The 18,804-nt window shown below is 44.3% G+C and carries 15 protein-coding genes and 1 pseudogene; 7 read left to right on the top strand and 9 right to left on the bottom strand.

The features are described from left to right. Nucleotides 1-215: 215 nt before the first annotated feature. Nucleotides 216-1,328: a maltose/maltodextrin ABC transporter ATP-binding protein MalK gene (malK, locus tag AB4351_RS18245; RefSeq protein ID WP_017060047.1), complete on the bottom strand. Its 1,113-nt coding sequence runs from the start codon at nucleotides 1,326-1,328 to the stop codon at nucleotides 216-218. Nucleotides 1,329-1,992: 664 nt separating this feature from the next. Between malK and malE the strand changes: the two genes are divergently transcribed. From malE to AB4351_RS18215, 6 genes are all read left to right on the top strand, one after another. Then, nucleotides 1,993-3,177, top strand: coding sequence for a maltose/maltodextrin ABC transporter substrate-binding protein MalE (malE, locus tag AB4351_RS18240; RefSeq protein ID WP_017067915.1), 1,185 nt, complete (start codon nucleotides 1,993-1,995; stop codon nucleotides 3,175-3,177). A gap of 81 nt (nucleotides 3,178-3,258) precedes the next feature. After that, nucleotides 3,259-4,830 carry a maltose ABC transporter permease MalF gene (gene malF, locus AB4351_RS18235; protein ID WP_372126795.1) on the top strand — a complete coding sequence of 524 codons (1,572 nt, stop codon included), beginning with the start codon at nucleotides 3,259-3,261 and terminating at the stop codon, nucleotides 4,828-4,830. Nucleotides 4,831-4,841: 11 nt separating this feature from the next. Beyond that, nucleotides 4,842-5,732: a maltose ABC transporter permease MalG gene (malG, locus tag AB4351_RS18230; RefSeq protein WP_017060050.1), complete on the top strand. Its 891-nt coding sequence runs from the start codon at nucleotides 4,842-4,844 to the stop codon at nucleotides 5,730-5,732. 558 nt (nucleotides 5,733-6,290) lie between these two features. Continuing rightward, nucleotides 6,291-6,902 (top strand): outer membrane beta-barrel protein, encoded by a 612-nt coding sequence (locus tag AB4351_RS18225; protein WP_372110876.1) that lies wholly within the window; start codon nucleotides 6,291-6,293, stop codon nucleotides 6,900-6,902. A gap of 123 nt (nucleotides 6,903-7,025) precedes the next feature. Next, nucleotides 7,026-8,203 (top strand): IS3 family transposase gene (locus AB4351_RS18220; RefSeq protein ID WP_210448093.1). Its coding sequence is split into 2 segments (ribosomal slippage): nucleotides 7,026-7,284 and nucleotides 7,284-8,203, totalling 1,179 coding nucleotides; the frame shifts between segments, so codons are not numbered across the junction. 39 nt (nucleotides 8,204-8,242) lie between these two features. After that, entirely contained in the window at nucleotides 8,243-9,895 is a 1,653-nt protein-coding gene (locus AB4351_RS18215; RefSeq protein WP_372110878.1) for an ABC transporter substrate-binding protein, read from the top strand. Between the two features lie 9 nt (nucleotides 9,896-9,904). On the opposite strand, the gene AB4351_RS18210 is transcribed toward AB4351_RS18215, so the two are convergent. From AB4351_RS18210 to AB4351_RS18195, 4 genes and pseudogenes are all read right to left on the bottom strand, one after another. Further along, nucleotides 9,905-10,177 carry a hypothetical protein gene (locus tag AB4351_RS18210; protein ID WP_019822928.1) on the bottom strand — a complete coding sequence of 91 codons (273 nt, stop codon included), beginning with the start codon at nucleotides 10,175-10,177 and terminating at the stop codon, nucleotides 9,905-9,907. A gap of 237 nt (nucleotides 10,178-10,414) precedes the next feature. Further along, on the bottom strand, nucleotides 10,415-10,918 hold the full coding sequence (locus tag AB4351_RS18205) for an acyl-CoA thioesterase (protein ID WP_019822926.1): 504 nt from the start codon (nucleotides 10,916-10,918) through the stop codon (nucleotides 10,415-10,417). Nucleotides 10,919-11,324: 406 nt separating this feature from the next. Beyond that, a pseudogene (locus AB4351_RS18200) lies at nucleotides 11,325-11,579 on the bottom strand (peptide ABC transporter substrate-binding protein); the annotation flags it as partial. Between the two features lie 48 nt (nucleotides 11,580-11,627). Next, complete coding sequence (locus AB4351_RS18195) at nucleotides 11,628-12,521, bottom strand: DMT family transporter (RefSeq protein WP_017065645.1); 894 nt, start codon at nucleotides 12,519-12,521, stop codon at nucleotides 11,628-11,630. A 98-nt stretch (nucleotides 12,522-12,619) separates the two neighbouring features. On the opposite strand from AB4351_RS18195, the gene AB4351_RS18190 reads away from it, so the two are divergent. Next, nucleotides 12,620-13,408 (top strand): helix-turn-helix transcriptional regulator, encoded by a 789-nt coding sequence (locus AB4351_RS18190; RefSeq protein ID WP_372126793.1) that lies wholly within the window; start codon nucleotides 12,620-12,622, stop codon nucleotides 13,406-13,408. A 279-nt stretch (nucleotides 13,409-13,687) separates the two neighbouring features. On the opposite strand, the gene AB4351_RS18185 is transcribed toward AB4351_RS18190, so the two are convergent. From AB4351_RS18185 to AB4351_RS18170, 4 genes are all read right to left on the bottom strand, one after another. Beyond that, on the bottom strand, nucleotides 13,688-13,897 hold the full coding sequence (locus tag AB4351_RS18185; protein WP_048609786.1) for a hypothetical protein: 210 nt from the start codon (nucleotides 13,895-13,897) through the stop codon (nucleotides 13,688-13,690). Between the two features lie 204 nt (nucleotides 13,898-14,101). Continuing rightward, complete coding sequence (locus AB4351_RS18180; RefSeq protein WP_372126799.1) at nucleotides 14,102-15,223, bottom strand: lipocalin-like domain-containing protein; 1,122 nt, start codon at nucleotides 15,221-15,223, stop codon at nucleotides 14,102-14,104. A gap of 11 nt (nucleotides 15,224-15,234) precedes the next feature. Then, nucleotides 15,235-17,757, bottom strand: a complete 2,523-nt coding sequence (locus AB4351_RS18175; protein ID WP_372126797.1) for an ABC transporter permease — start codon at nucleotides 17,755-17,757, stop codon at nucleotides 15,235-15,237. 8 nt (nucleotides 17,758-17,765) lie between these two features. Further along, the gene (locus tag AB4351_RS18170; RefSeq protein ID WP_372126791.1) at nucleotides 17,766-18,464 is read right to left on the bottom strand and encodes an ABC transporter ATP-binding protein; all 699 of its coding nucleotides are present in this window, start codon (nucleotides 18,462-18,464) and stop codon (nucleotides 17,766-17,768) included. Nucleotides 18,465-18,804 lie beyond the last annotated feature (340 nt).

Genomic DNA, 18,804 nt, shown 5'->3' with positions numbered 1-18,804 from the left:
GCGTAGCGGCTTCGTTCAACTAACAGATAAAGGTCTAGCGCTTGCTAGACCTTTTTTATTGCCGCTAGCGAAAGACCGAGTGGCTGACTCATGAACTATTCAATGTAAGTGAAACTCGTATCCAACACATAAAAATATCCAGCACATAAAAAAATCCCCCTTACTGAGTAAGAGGGATTCGATATGGGCAAGTTATATCCTAAAAGGCTAAGCGATTAGTCTGTGCCGTATTCTTTGTACAAACGACGACATGCGCGGCCATCGCTGTGGAACAGGTGACAACGGTGCGCTGGAATACCAATCGCCAACTTGTCACCTGATTCGATTTTCAACGTGTCTGGCTGGCGATAGATAACATCAGCATCGGCACTTTCAAGGTTTAGGTAAACCTGAGTTTCGTTACCTAGTTTCTCTACCATCATCACGTCAGCTTCAATCGTCGCGTCACCTGATTCAGCAGACATCAAGTGTTCAGGGCGAATACCCAGAGACATACGATCACCAGCATTAACCGTCGTCCCGTCAACAGGGATCCAGAAAGTCATGCCATTAGAAAGTTGTACCAATACGCGTTCTGCTTCAGCTTGTTCAATGTGTACCGACATGAAGTTCATCTTCGGTGAGCCAATAAAGCCAGCAACGAAACGGTTTTGAGGGTAGTGGTAAAGGTCAAGCGGCTTACCGACTTGAGATACATAACCACCATCCAGAACAACGATCTTATCCGCCATTGTCATCGCTTCCACTTGGTCGTGGGTAACGTAGATCATGGTACAACCCAGTTGACGCTGTAGCTTGGTGATTTGCGAACGCATTTGAACACGTAGCGCGGCATCTAGGTTTGATAGAGGCTCATCAAGTAGGAATACGTTTGGTTGAGAAACCAGAGTACGACCAATCGCAACACGTTGACGTTGACCACCAGAAAGCGCTTTAGGTTGGCGCTCAAGAAGGTGACCAAGCTGAAGGATTTCTGCAGCATGTTCAACGCGTTTGTCGATCTCAGCTTTATTTGCGTTTGCTAGCTTAAGACCGAAAGACATGTTGTCGTATAGGTTAAGGTGAGGGTAAAGCGCATAAGACTGGAATACCATACCTACGCCACGCTTTGACGGTTCAACGTCATTCATGCGTTGGTCGCCAATGTACAAATCACCAGACGTAATGTCTTCTAGACCTGCGATACAACGTAATAGCGTCGATTTACCACAACCTGATGGTCCAACGAATACTACGAATTCACCTTCGTTGATGTCTAAGGTTACGTCCTTAGAAATCTGTACATCACCATATGATTTATAAACGTTTTTTAACGTGACACTCGCCATCTAGCTTGTCCTCGATCGATCAAATTTTAAGTTTTACTGCTTATCATTATAAGAAATTTTTGGGTCAGCAGTAACTGTAGGAATTGGTAAGTATTGAGTGAGTAAGAAAAAAGTGGGTGAGACTTGGCTTCTTTAACCAAGCCCACCCGTCATAGCCAAACTGATGCCCATTTCCCCCACATCCAGCTAAACCTCCCCCGTGATTCAATCACAGATTTAGCTCGATGCTAATATAAGACACCAGCGGGCAGTGAAGCCAACTAAATGAATAATGCGTCAACGCATAACACTTGCCGGTAAAGGGTTCTTACTATCCACTCTTGGATGAATGCAGTTTCGGTGAATTGGCGTAAGGGTACATCCTCCTAATGGAAAATTAACTAGGGGGAGTAGGAGGGGAGGAGTAGATAAATGGGGTTATTAATAATTGGCGATCCAGTTCAAATAAATCCACCGCGTAACGGTGATGTTGATCACGATGAGTATGCGTTTTGTGATTGCAGTCTCTAATCTGACCGGATGGTGATCACGAATTTAAGCCATAATAGCTAGGGCGTAGTGGCTAGGATGATGAGCTAGGGTCTGTTTTCTCAGATCATAACCTCCGAAAACTGGCTCGTCTTGGTAGATGTGCCCTACGTATAAATATAAAAAGGATATTCACATGAAAAACGCTCTAAGCGCTGTAGCTCTAGGTACAATAGTTGCTCTGGGTTCTTTTGGTGCAAATGCTGCTATCGAAGAAGGACAACTAACAATCTGGGTAGGTGGTGACAAAGCTTATGAAGGCATGGCTGAAGTAGGTAAACGCTTCGAAGAAGATACTGGTGTTAAAGTAACCGTCGCTTTCCCTGACAAGCTAGAAGAAAAATTCCCTCAAGTAGCAGCAGCTGGCGATGGCCCAGACATGATCTTCTACGCACATGACCGTTTTGGCGGCTATGCAGAAGCGGGACTTCTTGTTGATATCAAACCTTCTAAAGAGACTAAAGAAGGTATCGTAGACTTCGCATGGGACGCTGTTTCATACGAGGGTAAAACAATCGCATACCCTGTTGCTGTTGAGTCAGTTTCCCTAATTTACAACAAAGCACTTGTTCCTAACCCACCTAAGTCTTGGGAAGAAATCCCAGCACTTAACGCTGAACTTCAGAAAGACGGCAAGAAAGCGATCATGTGGCCTTTACGTGGCGGCGCTTACTTCACATGGCCTCTACTTGCAGCTGACGGCGGCTACGCATTCAAACAGACTGCAGAAGGTTACGACATTAAAGATGCGGGCGTAGCGACTGAAGGTGTTCAGAAGTCTCTAGGTTTCATCGAGAAGATGGTACAAGACAAAGTTATCTCTGCAGACATGGATTACTCAGTAGCTGAGTCTGAATTCGTTGCAGGTAACGTTGCAATGACAATCAACGGCCCTTGGGGTTGGGAAAACATCAAGAAAGCTGGCGTAGACTACGGCGTAACAACACTACCTAAGTTCAACGGTAAAGCATCTAAACCTTTCGTTGGTGTATGGGCGGGTGGTATCAGCACTGCGTCTCCAAACCGCGATCTAGCTGTTGAGTTTATGGAAAACTACCTACTAACAGATGAAGGTATGAAGAGCCTGAACGACGACAAGCCACTAGGCGCTGTTGCTCTTAACTCTTTCCAACGTCAACTAGACAGCGATACTCGTATTGCAGCAACAATGGACAACGCGATGAACGGTGAAATCATGCCTAACATCCCTCAGTTCACAACATTCTGGTACAGCATGGAAGAAGCGATCGGCAACGTAGTTGACGGCCGTCAATCAGTAGACCAAGCACTAAAAGCTGCTGAAGGTCGTATGGTTAAGTAACACCCAGGCACTACCTTTTAAGGAGAGGGTAACCTCTCCTTACTTTTCTATTTTTTATCTATATCGCTAGCAGGTTCCTCTATGCAGTCAGTTCAAGGTACAGATGCTATCCCAGCACCATCAAGCCTTCCAGGCAGTAAAAGCGTCTTCATTAAATGGGGGTTGCTTGGTAGCGTTGGCTTAATAAACGGCTACGCTACAATTCTAATGTATTCTCGCGGTGAGCTCGCTTTTGCGCTGCTTACAGTGATCTTAACGGCTTTGGCACTTTACATTTTTGGTAGTAAAAAAACTTACGCCCACCGTTATATTTACCCAGGTATTGCCGGAATGATCTTGTTCATTCTTTTCCCATTGGCATACACCGTAGGGCTTGCGTTTACTAACTACAGCGCGAAAAACCAACTTTCTCTAGAGCGTACTCAAACCGTTCTTTTAGACCGTTCTTTCCAAAGCGGTGAGAGCTACCCATTTACTTTGTACAAGACAGATGACGGTCACCAGATCGTTGTAAAAGATGGCGATCAACTGTTAGCGACTGACGTATTTTCTCTAGACAATATGACAGAAACAGAGATGGACCTATCTGTTATTAAGTCTGCGCAAGGTGAAAAAGAGAAGATCAAAGCGATCATTCAAAACCGAGCAGCAATCAGTGGTGTTGATTTCAATCTACCTGACGGTGGTGACATCCGCATGAGTGGCTTACGTAAGTTTGCTTCTGTTGCTCCGCTTTACACGCTACAAGACGATGAAGAAACGTTAATCAACAATGAAACGGGTGAAGTTCTCAAGCCAAATATGGATGTGGGTTTCTACCAGCCTGTTGATGCAAATGGTGAGTTTACGGGTAATACCATCTCTCCAGGTTTCGTGGTTAGCATTGGTACGCATAACTTTGAGCGTGTATGGAAAGATGACGGCATTAAAGAACCGTTTATCAGCATCTTTATTTGGACGGTTATCTTCTCGGTATGTACCGTAGCGTTCACGCTAGTTATCGGCCTTGTATTGGCTAACATCGTGCAATGGGAAGAGTTGAAAGGTCGTTCTATTTATCGTGTTCTACTGATTCTGCCTTACGCCGTACCCGCGTTTATCTCGATTCTTATCTTTAAGGGTCTATTCAACCAAAGCTTTGGTGAGATCAACATGGTGCTCGAGAATATCTTCGGCTTAAGCCCGAACTGGTTCTCAGACCCTATCTTAGCGAAAACCATGGTGTTGATGGTTAACACATGGCTAGGTTTCCCTTACATGATGATTCTATGTATGGGTCTGCTTAAAGCGATTCCTGATGATTTATACGAAGCGTCAGCAATCGATGGTGCGAACTTCCTTGATAACTTCAAGCGCATTACGTTCCCATTGATGATTAAACCGCTTACACCGCTATTGATTGCAGCGTTTGCCTTTAACTTCAACAACTTCGTAATGATTCAACTATTGACGAACGGTGGCCCGAACATGATTGGTACTTCTGAGCCAGCGGGTTACACAGACTTGCTTGTAAGCTACACGTACCGAATTGCATTCGAAGGCGGCGGCGGTCAAGACTTCGGTCTAGCAAGTGCTATCGCAACGCTTATCTTCCTATTGGTTGGTGCACTAGCGTTACTAAACCTTCGTTTCACTAAACTGTCTCAAGATTAAGGAGCACGACAATGGCTATGGTACAAGGTAAAGGCCTTAAATACCGAGTGTGGGCAACGCATGCAGTGTTGTGGTGCTTCTTGGCAATGATTATCTTCCCACTACTGATGATCATCGCGATCTCGTTCCGTGAAGGTAACTTCGCAACCGGTAGTTTGATTCCAGATAACCCATCATTGGAACACTGGAAGTTAGCATTGGGTATGTCAGTAACGAACGCAGATGGCTCGGTAACGTCACCTCCGTTCCCTGTGCTAACTTGGTTATGGAACTCAGTGAAGGTTGCAGGTATCACATCGATTCTGATTGTGACACTGTCTACGACATCGGCTTACGCGTTTGCTCGTATGCGCTTTAAAGGTAAGAACACAATCCTGAAAGCGATGATGATTTTCCAAATGTTCCCAGCAGTATTGGCTCTAGTAGCAATCTACGCGCTGTTTGACAAACTTGGTCAATACATTCCGTTTTTAGGCTTGAACACACACGGTGGTCTAATCTTCTCTTACCTAGGTGGTATTGCACTGCACGTATGGACGATTAAGGGTTACTTTGAGACGATTGATAACTCTCTGGAAGAGGCAGCAGCCCTTGATGGTGCAACGCCTTGGCAAGCATTCAGACTGGTTCTACTACCGCTGTCTGTGCCAATCCTAGCGGTTGTGTTTATCCTATCTTTCATCGCGACAGTGGGTGAGGTGCCAGTAGCGTCTATCCTACTTACAGATGTGAACTCTTACACGCTAGCAGTAGGTATGCAGCAGTACCTATACCCTCAGAACTACCTATGGGGTGACTTTGCGGCAGCGGCTGTACTATCAGCACTTCCGATTACTATCGTGTTCTTACTTGCTCAACGTTGGTTAGTTGGTGGTTTGACGGCAGGTGGTGTAAAAGGATAAGCTGTACTCTATAAGAAAGAAAAAGAGCGACCGTTAGGTCGCTCTATATTGGCATTTTTATTACATCATTTGGTTTGGCCGCCGATCAGTAATAAAAATAACCCTCAGGTTACGCATAGCTGGCTACTAATCAGGTTCCTTACGCTATTAATGATTAGTGGTTTTTGTAACTCTAACCCAGGTATTTACTTGGGTTTTTTTATGCTTGGTGATTCTCTTCTTAAGTATAATATTCCCGCCTTTCAACAACACCTCAGCCCAATTTACATGCGACGTATAGCGTAAATATTGAGTGCTCATACTTAAATTACACTTTGATATGTGATCTACGTAAACTATTCTCCAAAGTCCAGAGGTTCTATGGCTAACAAGCTTAATGTGAAAGCTTATGTTCAATTGTGTCGGTATGTAGCAAAAAGATGACAAACAATTACGTGTTTTAATGGTTTCCTATTCATTAATATTATTCTGTTTCGAAACCCAGTGAAAGGGACTGCATTGGTGACTAAAGGATATGGAAAACGATAAATAATATTTTTAGATAGGCAGTTAAATATAATGTTAAGAAAAACAGTAATCACAACAACTCTCCTTATGCTGACTTCTGCGGTATATGCAAATCCATATATTGGAGCATCTGTTGGACAAGCAAATTTCGATAGCGCTAACTTTTCTGTTGATTCTGTATACGGTTCTGACAACACATCATTAAAATTAGATGACGACTCCAGTTTAGCGGGCAAAATCTACGGCGGTTATCAGTTCAATCGTTATATTGCTTTGGAAGGTTCCATAGGAGGTTATGATGCTTTGGACAGTGGTTCAGTGACAGTCGGAGACATGAAATTTGCAGCGATTCAGCCTAAAGTTATTTTACCGATAAATGATCGTTTTAATCTTTTTGCAAAAGCCGGAGTTGCATATTTTAATGCTGAATTCAAGGTCAGTAATTCCTTCGTTGGGGCAACTGGCCATTCAACATTCTCTGATACAACAATGACGGGTATGTATGGCTTGGGCGCAGATTTCTCACTGACAGATAATCTTCGCATTGAAGCAACGTGGGATTATATGAAACCGGATCTAGAAGTCGCAAAAGTGCTTGGTGCTACTGCTTCTGTCGATGCTGAAATTAGTGTTTTTTCTCTTGGAATGAATTACCACTTCTAATATTGAGAATCTAAGGGGGCTAGGAATATTTAGCTCCCTTTGCTATGTTTTTGTAGTGGTACGCTGAATTTGGTCACTTAGTTAGAGGTGATATCATCACCTCATAAGTTAACAGGTGACACTATGACAAAACGTACAAGAAGACTATTTAGCGCTGAATTCAAATTAGAAGCGGCACAACTGGTTCTAGATCAGAACCACTCTGTGACAGAGGCTGCTCAAGCTATGAATGTTGGGAAGTCCACGATGGATAAGTGGGTTCGCCAACTAAAAGAGGAACGTCAGGGGAAAGCACCTAAAGCATCGCCGATGACGCCTGAGCAAATTGAAATACGTGAATTAAAAAAGAAGTTAGCTCGCCTTGAAGAGCATAATGAAATATTAAAAAAAGCCACGGCTCTGTTGATGTCGGACTCACTGAACAATTCTTGATAATCAAGAAACTCAAGCAGAGCCACAGCGTGAAAATATTATGTGAAGTGTTCAATGTTCATCGAAGCAGTTATAACTACTGGCGAAAACGTCCAGTAGAAATTGATGCCGAAACAGCAAAGCTCCGTAGTTTAGTTAGCGAGGCACATGCCGCAAGCAACGGTTCTGCGGGAGCGAGAACCATTGCTGACATAATAACGAGTCAGGGAACTAACCTGAGTCGCTACAGAGCAACGAAGTTCATGAAAGCCCTTGGTCTAGTGAGCTGCCAAGTGCCAAAACACAGGTATCGTAAAGCATCACAAGAACATATTGAGATCCCAAACCTCTTAGGCCGCCAGTTTGTAGTTACGGAGCCAAACAGAGTTTGGGTTGGTGACGTTACTTATGTTTGGACTGGCTATCGTTGGATGTACTTAGCCGTAGTTTTAGACCTGTTCGCTAGAAAAACGATTGGTTGGGCAATGTCATTATCGCCCGATAGTCGATTAACTCGTAAGGCTCTTGCCATGGCTTATGAGTCTCGTGGTAAACCACAGGGCGTCATGTTTCACAGTGATCAAGGCAGTCATTATACAAGCCGAAGTTATCGGCAATTACTGTGGCGCTTTCAGATCAAGCAAAGCTTATCTCGACGAGGAAATTGCTGGGATAATGCACCAATGGAACGCTTCTTTAGAAGCTTGAAGACGGAATGGATACCTACAGTAGGTTATCGGAGCTTTGCAGAGGCACAACAAGAAATTACTCGATACATTATTGGGTATTATTGCCAACTCCGCCCGCACCAATACAACGGTGGTTTGACTCCCAATGAATCAGAACGATTGTTCTGGTTAAACTCTAGGAACGTGGCCAATATCAGTTGACCACTACATTTAGCTGAGATAAATAGCAGTGGAATTGTTGTGAATGATGTAAACCTTAGACACTTAGATCAGTTGCTTAAACATTTTGAGATTCATTTATGTCATCCTATAGGTTTAGGAGAATTAGAGGTCGCGTTGTGTACTTCTAAACGTAATGTGTCAATTGTTATGAGAAAGCTGTCCGAACAAGGTTGGATAGAATGGATCCCCGCAGTCGGTAGGAGTAATCCGAGTCAACTTACGATTAAAAAATCGTTGCAACAAGCGATTACCGAATTATTGATTAACGAACTAATTAAAGGCAGTTTTAAATTAGTATCCCGCCTCGTCGACCTCTACGGTTCGACAGCCGTCCGAGCTCTTACTATAGCAACTGAACAACTCAATCAAACCAATGAATCAAGCAATGCTGTATTGATAGCTTCCTATCCGTGGGTAAACACTATTGATCCAATCAAAACGTTTCGTCATGCAGAATTACATATAGCAAAAAGTGTATATGATGTATTGTTGATTCAAACCCCAGATGGTGAATTAATGCCTTCCTTAGCTCACGACTGGGTGATGGAAGGAAAAACGATTACTCTATGGTTACGCCCCGGCGTTTACCGACACGACGGTGAGCTATTAAAGGTTCAAGACGTAGTTTGGAGTATTAGACGTTTAATTGAGGGGAACGGCCCTATTAAAGAGTTATGGCAATGCGCTGAACGTGTAGATGTAATCGCCCACAATTGTTTAGCTATTACTCTCAAGTATGCCAACAAGTTCTTTCCTTACATGTTAGCTATGTCTAATGCATCGATAGTTTGTCGAGATCAGCAAAGCTTTGGCGATAAATATAGTTACTATATTGGAACTGGGCCGTTCAAGATTGAACACTGGTGTGAAGACAGTATTCAACTTCGAGCGCATAAAGACTATTTCTCTACTCGAGCTTTGTTAGAACGAGTTACTTTGTCGCATGCTGATGCAGATATGCAAAACATGATTAGCTTTAACTGTCCGTCAGACCAAGTAGAAATTCAAAGTATAAGTGCTTTACTCTATTTAACTTATCGAGAAAGGTTTGACTCGAATATCTCTCGAGATACATGGTGTCAATTAGCTGATTATATCCATCAGCAAAAACAGCTATATGATCCTATTAATGCGGTCGAAAGCTTGGCTTTAGATGCCTGTAAAGCTAAGCCAATGATAACTCCCCCCCCAAGATTGAGAGGAAAGGTTGTCTTGGCCGAGCCCAAATGGACTATTCCATACTTAATTCGGAACTCTGAATGGTTACATAATGTTATCCGTTCAACAGGACTTGAATTGGAAGTTGTTATCGTCAGTGATATTAGTCACCCTCATTTTGTGTCTGAAATAGCTGATATTCTCCTAATTGAAGATGTAATAGAGACACCCGTTGATTACGGAACGTACGAATGGTTAAGTGTGTCAACGGGATTACGATTTAGCTTCGACCGTTTTAAAATGGATGAGCATCAAGCTAAGATAAAACGAGCTATAGGTGACGGTTCACCAAGTAGTGAATTGATGGAGATGGAAAGGGCTTTACGTTTAAGTTATACCTACTTACCGTTATTTTCCGGTTATGAGGAAATGTCCAGGACTCAACAAGTAAGAGGGGTTCAAGTAAGAAACACAGGATATAGTGACTTTTATCGACTTTGGGTCGAACAGTGATTATTTAGGTTAGAACTCTTTACTAGAAGGAGCACAACCTAAGTGTTGCAACAACACATAGATACTTTCTTGATCGAGTGCCACGCGACGAAATAGATCGGCAAATGTCGGATCTCCACCGAAACACGTTTGGATATAGTGGTTGATTTCATTGCTGTCGTAGCCTTCGACGTACAAAGTTCTAACCCATTGGTACTCAACAGCCTTTAAATTGTTCAGTGTAGACTCGCTAAGAGTGGGGCGTATGACGCTCAAGAGTGGCTCCAAGAAATTCAAATGCATCTATTATGATTGGCGGTATTTAATCAGAGCAAAATGACGACTTTATTACAGTCAAAATAAATCAGTGAACAAGTGCCGATTCATTTCAACCTTTGGCTGGGTATAACGATCTTATCGTCTGTATTGGGTGTGCAGCGGATTTGGCTGTGTAGAGCACGAAGGTATCAAATAGATCAATGCCAAGCAGGCGCTTGGCATTGTAATAAGGTTTTGTAGGGGGAGGGCAGCTGATGGACCTTACTTAAGGTACTTCACGTGAGCTTCCATCTCTTCACCAATCTGTTTTCGCATGTTCATTAGGCGAATAGCCGAATCTCGTAATTCGATGTCTTCTGGCGTCTCTGGTATCCACTCTGGCACTTTAGTCGGATTACCATTCTCATCGACAGCGACCATAATAACGATACAGTGAGTTGTTAGGCGGTTATTGAGCTCTTTAGGGTCGCTTGCTTGCACGTCGATAGCGATATGCATTGAAGATGAACCTGTGTAAATGACCTTTGCACTTACTTCCACAAGGTTGCCTACATGAATTGGGGCAACGAATCGAATTCCGCCTGCATAGGCTGTTATACAGTATTTACCGCTCCAACCTGCGGAACAAGCGTAGGCTGCTAAATCGATCCACTTCATTGCTGCACCACCATGAACTTTACCACCAAAGTTCACATCCCCGGGTTCAGCTAAAAAACGCAGAGTAACGTCTCGTTTACCATCTTGTCGGCTATTGCTACTGCTCATCTATCTTCCTTCATTATTATTTTGCTGTGTAACATGCTTGTTACTTGCTAGTAACAATATACTTAAGATGACATAAGTTAAAGCGGATAATCTCATGGTTAAGACTATTTTTTTCAAACAGATGATCAGTTGATGAATATTGGTGCTTAAAGGCGTATCAGGCGAATGGCAAACATGGATGAAGTGATATCAAGCAAGAGAATAGAAATACTGATTAAGTCACTAGATAGGTTGATTGCAAAAAAAACACCTAGCGTAATGCTAGGTGTTTCTAAGCCGTGTGGTACTCATGTCGGTACTTTTTTGTGTTAGCCAACCAACCGCTGTTGATTTGGTTTAGTTAAAGTGGCTGTATCTCAGATACCACTAAAGTGGTAGTGATTATTGTTTTCTTATCAGCTCACTTTTACTGTTTTAAAAAGTATAGATCCTTCGCGTAGATATTTCCTTTCGGATTATTGTTTGGGAAGCCTTTTAGTGTATTTCGCACTAATCGTGTGTGATTGTAATGATATAAAGGTATAACTGCTGAAGAATAGTTGAGTAACGACTCATCGTGCTGATATAAAGTAAAGCGTTTAGACTAATCTTCCGTTTTACTCGCTTGCTGTAAGGGCTCATCATAGTATGGATTACAGTGGCCACTCTCATTTGCTGTGTGAAACGTGAGTTTGAATTTTTACCCTAATGTGAGCGTTGGGTAATACGTTTAGCTTTGTTGAGGGAGAGGAGCCTCAAGCCTTGGTTTTCTTCTGATTTGAGCAAGGATGACACCTGAAATCACCATCACACCACCAATGATGTGGAACTGGTTAATCTCTTCGCCAAGCCATGTCGCGGCTAATACGATCGCTACAACCGGAAGCAAGTTCATGAACATCGCGCTTGAGTCAGCACCAATGGTGTCAATCGCTTTCACCCACATCCAAGGCGCTAAAATCGAAGCGGCAACCGCTGCGTAAGCTATCAATGGGAGCGCTTGTTGCGGTGGTAAAAGTTGTTCGCTGGTAAGCCAAAGTGGCGTAAGCATCGCGACAGCAAACAGACCCTGAATGTATATCACCACCCAGCTACTGATTGGCATTTTCCAGCGTTTCAGTAGTACACAGTAAGAAGCATAAACAAAGGCTGCAATTAGCATATAGCCATCGCCTTGAGTCAATTCTTGATGCATGAAGAATAACGGATCGCCTTTGCCTAACATCAGGGCTAAGCCTGATAGTGACAACACACCGCCAACAATACTCAAACTAGAAATCGACTTGTGCAGCAAAGGGACGCTTAAAAATACACTGACCAATGGAACCAAAGAAGTGATTAATGCCATGTTAGAGGCGGTTGTGGTTAAGCCTGCGTAGTAACCTAGAGATTGGTTCAACACCATGCCCAAAAAGCCGAGGAACGCTAATTTAGATAAGTTTGGCTTAATGACAGCCCACTGCTTCATCACTGGGCGAATACAGAAAGGCGTGAGAATTAACATCGCAAAAAACCAGCGGTAAAAACTCATTGCGCTAGGTTCTATGGTGCTTGCAGCAAGCTTGTTGACGATTGCATTGGCGCCCCAGATACAGACTGTAAAAAATGGTAATAGGTAATGCATGTGAATTCCGTGGCGAATGAGTTGATGCGGCTAGTTTGACAGGTCGTTATACTTACAAGTATCTTTATAAAGACATTAAGCGCGATAGGAAGACAAGTTTGAAAAAACACTCCAGAAACCTTCATCCATCCTTATTAATTGATAAGGCACCATCCAACGTATTTATGAATTTTGAAGCGTTTCTTTCGAACACTGAAACCCGAGTTCATAGCCACTCATGGGGACAGGTTCAATTGATCAGTGGTGGTATATTAGAGATGGAAGCGGAAAGCACTCGATTTCTAGCGCCACCACATCTAGCGATTTGGGTACCGGCCGGGGTGATGCATTGCAGTTATAACCGTAAGCCTTTGGACTACTGTTCACTAAATATCGCCCCAGAACTCACGCAACACCTGCCAGATAAAACCAGCCTTATAAAGATCACGCCGATTGTGTCTTCTATTATCGATGACTTTCGCGAGCGTGGAATCAATGTTGCGGAAAAAGAACAAGATCAAAGGCTCGTTCAGGTACTGCTTGACCAACTTGCGCAGCGTGAGGTTGAACACCACTTCTTGCCTTCAACCGATAATAAGTACCTAGCGCCTATATTAGCTTCTGTTGAAGAAAACCCAACCGATGAAGTGACGCTGAAAGATTGGGCTGAACGTGTTCACACCACGGAAAGAACCCTTTCTCGCCACTGCCAGACGGAGCTTGGAATGAGCTTTACAGAGTGGCGATTGCGTGTCCGCTACCTGTACTCAATGGACTTGTTAAGAAACGGCCAATCGGTCAAAGAGGTCGCTCTTACATTGGGCTATAACCAAGCAAGCCCATTTATCACCATGTTCAAACGTTACGCGAACCAAACGCCAGAACAGTATAAGAACCGTTTGTTGTAGCTCGATCTTATTCCCAAAAGAACGGATGTTTTCACTAGTTAGTGAGTAGATAGACCATAAGTGAATAGACACACCATAAGTGAATACGTGCAGTAAGAGCTTATGGAATCGCCCCTAATAGCCCATATATTTCGCTCTGTTGTTCGGTGACATCCTCATAGTGTTGGTTTAATAGAGCGCTGTTGCTGCCGACCTTGAAAAGTATGTACGTTTCTCCATCGACCTCGAACCAATTGAACGTTCCATGCTGGTTATACGTGGTCATTGTTTTGTTTATCTTCATGAGATATACATCAGCAGCGCAAGACATGCAGACGTACATAAGCCAAAGAAAGAAAAGAAAAACCACGAGCCTAATACTGTTTTTTCTTTTCCTACCTCTTCATTACTTTGCTGCCAACCAAGTTCACGAACCTGATCCTTGGTAAGGTTTAAGTCTAGTTTCTCGATGTATCTGTTGAGTTCGTCATTGTGCACTGAGCTAAGCATGTTCTATCTCCTCTAACCATTTGATTGGTATTTTAGGGGAGCCCAGTGTTTGGTTAAATTAGATATTTTTCAACAGGCGTTAAGGTAAATAGAACATATGGAATAACAAAAAACCTCCGTGGTGGAGGTTTTGGTTGAAAGTGTTTTAGTTGATGGTTATCGCGATGTATTTGTTGTTAGATTCCACCTGTATTAATACACAATCTAATACCCAGTCAACTCCATATAGCCAGATCCGGAATGAGAACCTTTAATCATGATTGGCCCCTCCCAATAAGGAACCGACAGCGGCATTTTGGCATTTGGATTGAGTGCCGAGACGGTCAGTTCTATTTGCTGGCTTGGAATCGAAACTTGCCACTCTGTTGGGTAGTCACGCCCGTCGATTTTAGTTTGCTTGATGGCGGTTAAGCTGATGTCTTGCTGCTTAATCGCGATGCCGGAGCCATCTTGATTCATCAACCTCGCATGAGAATAGCTGGCTTTGCCTGTAGTTGAGTTTCGAAGTTGAAATACCACCAAGCTGGTTTCATCACTCAGCCTTAGCGCAAACCAATCCCAACCTTGTTGCGAGTCGAGTAAAAACTGCGAGCTCCATTCTCTGTCTATCCAACCTTTGCCGGAAACTTGATGGGTGACGCCATCAATAGTTACCTCGCCCGATACATTGATGAATGGTTGGCTGTAGTAATAGGAAGCCACTTTGCCATCGCTACTTTTAGTGCTGTAGCCTTGTTCGCCTTGCTTTTGATATGGCGCGTTGTTGGTTAACTTAAGCGAATATCCAAATTGACCCGAGTTAGCGACCAATGTAGCTGGGAACAGGTCATCGGTCGTCGACGTCCATTGCCAATCATCGAGGTAAACACGAAACGGCGAATCGCTTACACCCGCCAGTTCAGCTTGGTCACGTGACCATTTTTCATCGGCATAGTGTTTATTTTTAGTGGTGACAGCGCTGTGCGCCATGTAAATCTGCTGACTTTGCCACGTAGTTTCCTTGGTGCTATTGCCACTTTCATGTGGTGCAGCCGCAAAGCGGAACTGTGTCCATTGCACACCTAACACATTGTCTTCTTCATCAATTAAGTTTGCGGTTAAATACCACCATTCATGACGAAAATCTGGATGTGCTTGATGGTCGGCAGGGAAAGTGATGTCGATACCTTTTACTACCGGAGAAAATTGCGCTTGATCGATTGCCGTTTCATCGTCGGTTTGTTTTCCAGTGCCAAGTATTGAGCCCATATTTTGAGCTGATGGTTGAGTGGATTCATCGCACCCTAAAAGGAGCAAGATGCCAAGTGTGAGAACGAAAACTCTCATTGTTCGATTCATCACAACACCTCACTCTGTAAACTGGACACCACGGGTTTGCTGACCAAACGCCACAGTGGAATCAAGGTCGCAATCACTGCCACTAAAATGGTGATGGTTGCGATGCTGAGTGCATCACTCCAATTCCATACGTAATTTAAGCTCCAACCAAAGGCGCGTAGGGTAACGATGTCCGTCAACACATAACCGACCATAGCGCCGAGTGGTAAAGCGATAACCAGAGTAAAGGCGACCAGAACAACGATTTGCCCGACCACCATTGCCATCAATTTTTTCTGACTAACACCGAGTGCATACAGCCTTGCAATGGCGGCTTTACGTGCATCGAGCAACATGAAACAGGCGCAGAACAACCCAATCACCGCCACCATTAATGTGACGCCATTAAGCGCCCGCGTGATGGCAAAAGTTTGTGAGAATATATCCAACGCGATCGATTTGATCTGTGCTTGATTGTAAAGCTGACCTGGGTGCAGATTGAGTTGTTGGCGTAACTGTTCGTACACCACTTGTGGGTCGCCAGAGACTTTGATTCCCAAGCTGGTGGGTAAGTCAGTAAATCCGCTTTCGATCCACAAATTAGGTGCAAGTAACACTTCGCCATTCGGTGAGCCGTAATCGTGGAAAATCGCCCCGACGATGAGCGCTTTGTCTTGGATCGCGTCGAGCTTGAGTCGGCTTCCAAGCGGCAAGCCGAGCTTCACTGCCGTAGGTTCGCTGATCGCCACGAATTCACCTTGGTAAAAGCGCGTCCAGAAATCATCAAGGTGGGATTGAAATACCATGGTTTGCTCAAGTGTGTCTTTGTCTTTGGTGCCGAGCAAAGTAGGTAAGCCCTGCAAGTTATCATCGACATAATATTGCTTATAAACGGTTTCAACATTTTCAAACTGCTCTAACGCACGTTCCACATTCGCGATTTCACCTTGGGCAGGGCTAACGTAAATATCGGCATGTAAGCGCTGTTCAAGCCATTGCTTTAACGTGGATTCAAAGCTGCCGACTAAGGTATTCATTCCGATATTGGCGGTGACAGCGAGAAGCAACGCCATCATGGCAAGGGAGAGAGGGGAAATAAGTTCACGTAGCTCAGCAAACAGATATTGTATTAACCCCGATTGGGTGCGTTTTTCGCTCCAGTTCGCTAGCACGCTTAGCGTTTTGGGCAGGTACAAAGGAATCGATACCACTAACACACCGAGCCATGCCATGGTGAAGCGATGATGTTCGCTCATCCATAAACCTGCTAACGCGAGAATAGTTAATACTGACCCGATAACAAACAGCTGATTTTCGTTAGACGTTTCCGGCGCTTGATAGAAACCGCCATGGGAAGAGAGGGGTTGTCGCACCCGCTGTTTAAAGTGTTGCCAACAAGCGACAAGCGTTGCGGCCAGCGTGAGTAGCAGTGCCTGCACTAACCATTGCCACTGCCATGTACCGGGAAGCAGTGTTGCACCATAAAGTTGCTCAAGTGTTATCGCGACGGTTGGATGCAGCCAATGGCTGAGTTGGATGCCGAGAATGAAACCAAGCGACGCGCCTAGTGTGACTAAAAGAGTCAGCTCGACTAACAGAGCTGAAAACACGATGCTTGGCGCAATGCCGGCTTGTTGAATTTGCACCAATAGCCGATTGCGCTTCAGTAAACTGTACTTCACACCATTGTAAGCGATGAATAGGCCAACCAAAAACGCCAACAGACTCATGGCGGTGAGATTGAGGTGAAAGCTATCGGTAATTGAACCCAGATCCGTACTTTGGTTGTTGGAAATCCATCGTCCTTGCTCGCCAATAAGGCTTTGCCATTTATCCTGAGGATTGCTCTTAGTGTCAAAAATAGCGATGTAGCTCAGTTGCCCTTGCTTGTTAAGCAGTTGCTGAGCGAACCCAATATCCATCAACATTCGGCTACCTAGCTGCCATTCATCTGGTAGCACTACCACTTGAGTGAGCACTTCATCCAAAGTGAGTGTGTCTACTCCTCCCAAGTTCTGGTGTTGCGACTGGCTCATCATCACAATGGGTTCACCCGCTAAGAGTTGCGGCAAAGGTAAGGCATTGTCGAACAGGGAAATGTTTGGTTCTTTGGTTTGAGTGTTGCTTTGTTCGTCGACGCGAGCGTGACGAGATCTTGAAGTGAGGGCGGCGATCAACTCACTGCCTTGAACTGACCAACGTCGACCTTGCTCGTCTCTTACTCGCCCTTCTATAACAGGTAGCGCTGCGCTTAATCCACTTTGTCTTAAGCTGAAGTAGAGCGCTTCCGGCAAATAGTTTTGCCCTGCTGGTGGAATGATAAGGTTCTGCGCTTGAGCGCTAAGTTGCTCGGTCGATTCTGCATAACTGCGCTTGGCATTGAGGTTGATGGCTTGCACTGCGACAAACAAGGTGACCGCTAACACAATGCCGATCAGAATCGCTGCGGCTTGCAATGGTGACTGACGATAGTGCGCCGCGAATAGATTCAGAGTCAGTTTGGTATGGGTGAGCTGGTTCTGAGCGAAGCCAGTTTGCTTCATTGGATTACTCACAACGCTGCTGCTCTTGGGGTTAGATCGGCGTTCCTTAAACAACCATCATCTAACACCAATTTTGTCTGCATAAAGCTGGCGCATTCTGGGCTGTGCGTAACCAAAAGCACGGCAGTGTTGCCTTGTGTAGTGATTTCACTCAGCAGCTTCATTACCTCAATGCCTGCTTTGTGGTCGAGGTTGCCTGTGGGTTCATCGGCAAGCAGTAGTTTGGGTTTATGGGCAAGCGCACGCGCTATTGCCACCCGTTGTTGCTGACCGCCAGAGAGTGCGGATACGTGTCTTTCGAGTAGCTCACTGATGCCCAATGCATCAACTAAATAATCGCACCAGTCGCTCCATTTCTGTTGATTTAAATGAAGAGGGAAGGCGATGTTTTGTTTTACGTTGAGTGGGGTCAATAAGTTGAACTGTTGAAAGACAACGCCCAAATTTTGATGGCGGAATCGGCTCCACTGTGGATCTTTCCAATCTAATGAGTTCTCGCCATCGAGCCACAACTCACCACCAGATAGAGGTTCAAACCCCGCAATGATGTTCAGCAGAGTACTTTTCCCGCTACCACTCGCCCCTGTCAAAGCCACGCTTGCCCCTGTTGCCAAAGCGAAGTCGACATTTTCCAACACGCTATGAGTGTCTTTACCATCAACAAAGCTTTTGCTGGCATGTGTGAGTGTGACAATTGGGCTTTCCATTTCCTTTCCTTATAAACAAAACCTACCATCAAAAGGTGTCGTTACTTGTGGCAATTACTGAAGCGACAAGCTCTATAAAACTGTAGACAACAATTTGAAAAAGAAAGCGATTTATATCGAATAATTAATAACTTGTACTGCGAAAAGAGAGAAATAGATCAGTGTGAGGAGGAATACAGGTGTTTGTGGGAGCTTAGAGTCACCTCAGAGGCTTTTGGATTTTTCGTCAGATGGTTGGTGACCATGTTTAAGTGCAATAAATCATGGCTCAAATTATTAAACGTTTTATTTATGAAAGTGGTGAGGGTTGGTGCTGTTTTTGTGATTACCGAGGGAGGTT

Origin of the sequence: Vibrio sp. 10N.261.51.F11 (genome assembly GCF_041471665.1) — a bacterium.
Lineage (GTDB): Bacteria > Pseudomonadota > Gammaproteobacteria > Enterobacterales > Vibrionaceae > Vibrio > Vibrio crassostreae_C.
Note: the sequence above shows the minus strand (reverse complement) of the source record. Positions and strands in the feature narration are given on the sequence as shown.

Coding starts and splice junctions, on each gene's coding strand:
- malG (WP_017060050.1), top strand. CDS start 4,842: ATGGCTATGGTACAAGGTAAAGGCCTTAAATACCGAGTGTGGGCAACG.
- malE (WP_017067915.1), top strand. CDS start 1,993: ATGAAAAACGCTCTAAGCGCTGTAGCTCTAGGTACAATAGTTGCTCTG.
- AB4351_RS18180 (WP_372126799.1), bottom strand. CDS start 15,223: ATGAGAGTTTTCGTTCTCACACTTGGCATCTTGCTCCTTTTAGGGTGC.
- AB4351_RS18210 (WP_019822928.1), bottom strand. CDS start 10,177: ATGCATTTGAATTTCTTGGAGCCACTCTTGAGCGTCATACGCCCCACT.
- AB4351_RS18175 (WP_372126797.1), bottom strand. CDS start 17,757: ATGAAGCAAACTGGCTTCGCTCAGAACCAGCTCACCCATACCAAACTG.
- malF (WP_372126795.1), top strand. CDS start 3,259: ATGCAGTCAGTTCAAGGTACAGATGCTATCCCAGCACCATCAAGCCTT.
- AB4351_RS18195 (WP_017065645.1), bottom strand. CDS start 12,521: ATGCATTACCTATTACCATTTTTTACAGTCTGTATCTGGGGCGCCAAT.
- AB4351_RS18225 (WP_372110876.1), top strand. CDS start 6,291: ATGTTAAGAAAAACAGTAATCACAACAACTCTCCTTATGCTGACTTCT.
- AB4351_RS18170 (WP_372126791.1), bottom strand. CDS start 18,464: ATGGAAAGCCCAATTGTCACACTCACACATGCCAGCAAAAGCTTTGTT.
- AB4351_RS18205 (WP_019822926.1), bottom strand. CDS start 10,918: ATGAGCAGTAGCAATAGCCGACAAGATGGTAAACGAGACGTTACTCTG.
- malK (WP_017060047.1), bottom strand. CDS start 1,328: ATGGCGAGTGTCACGTTAAAAAACGTTTATAAATCATATGGTGATGTA.
- AB4351_RS18185 (WP_048609786.1), bottom strand. CDS start 13,897: ATGCTTAGCTCAGTGCACAATGACGAACTCAACAGATACATCGAGAAA.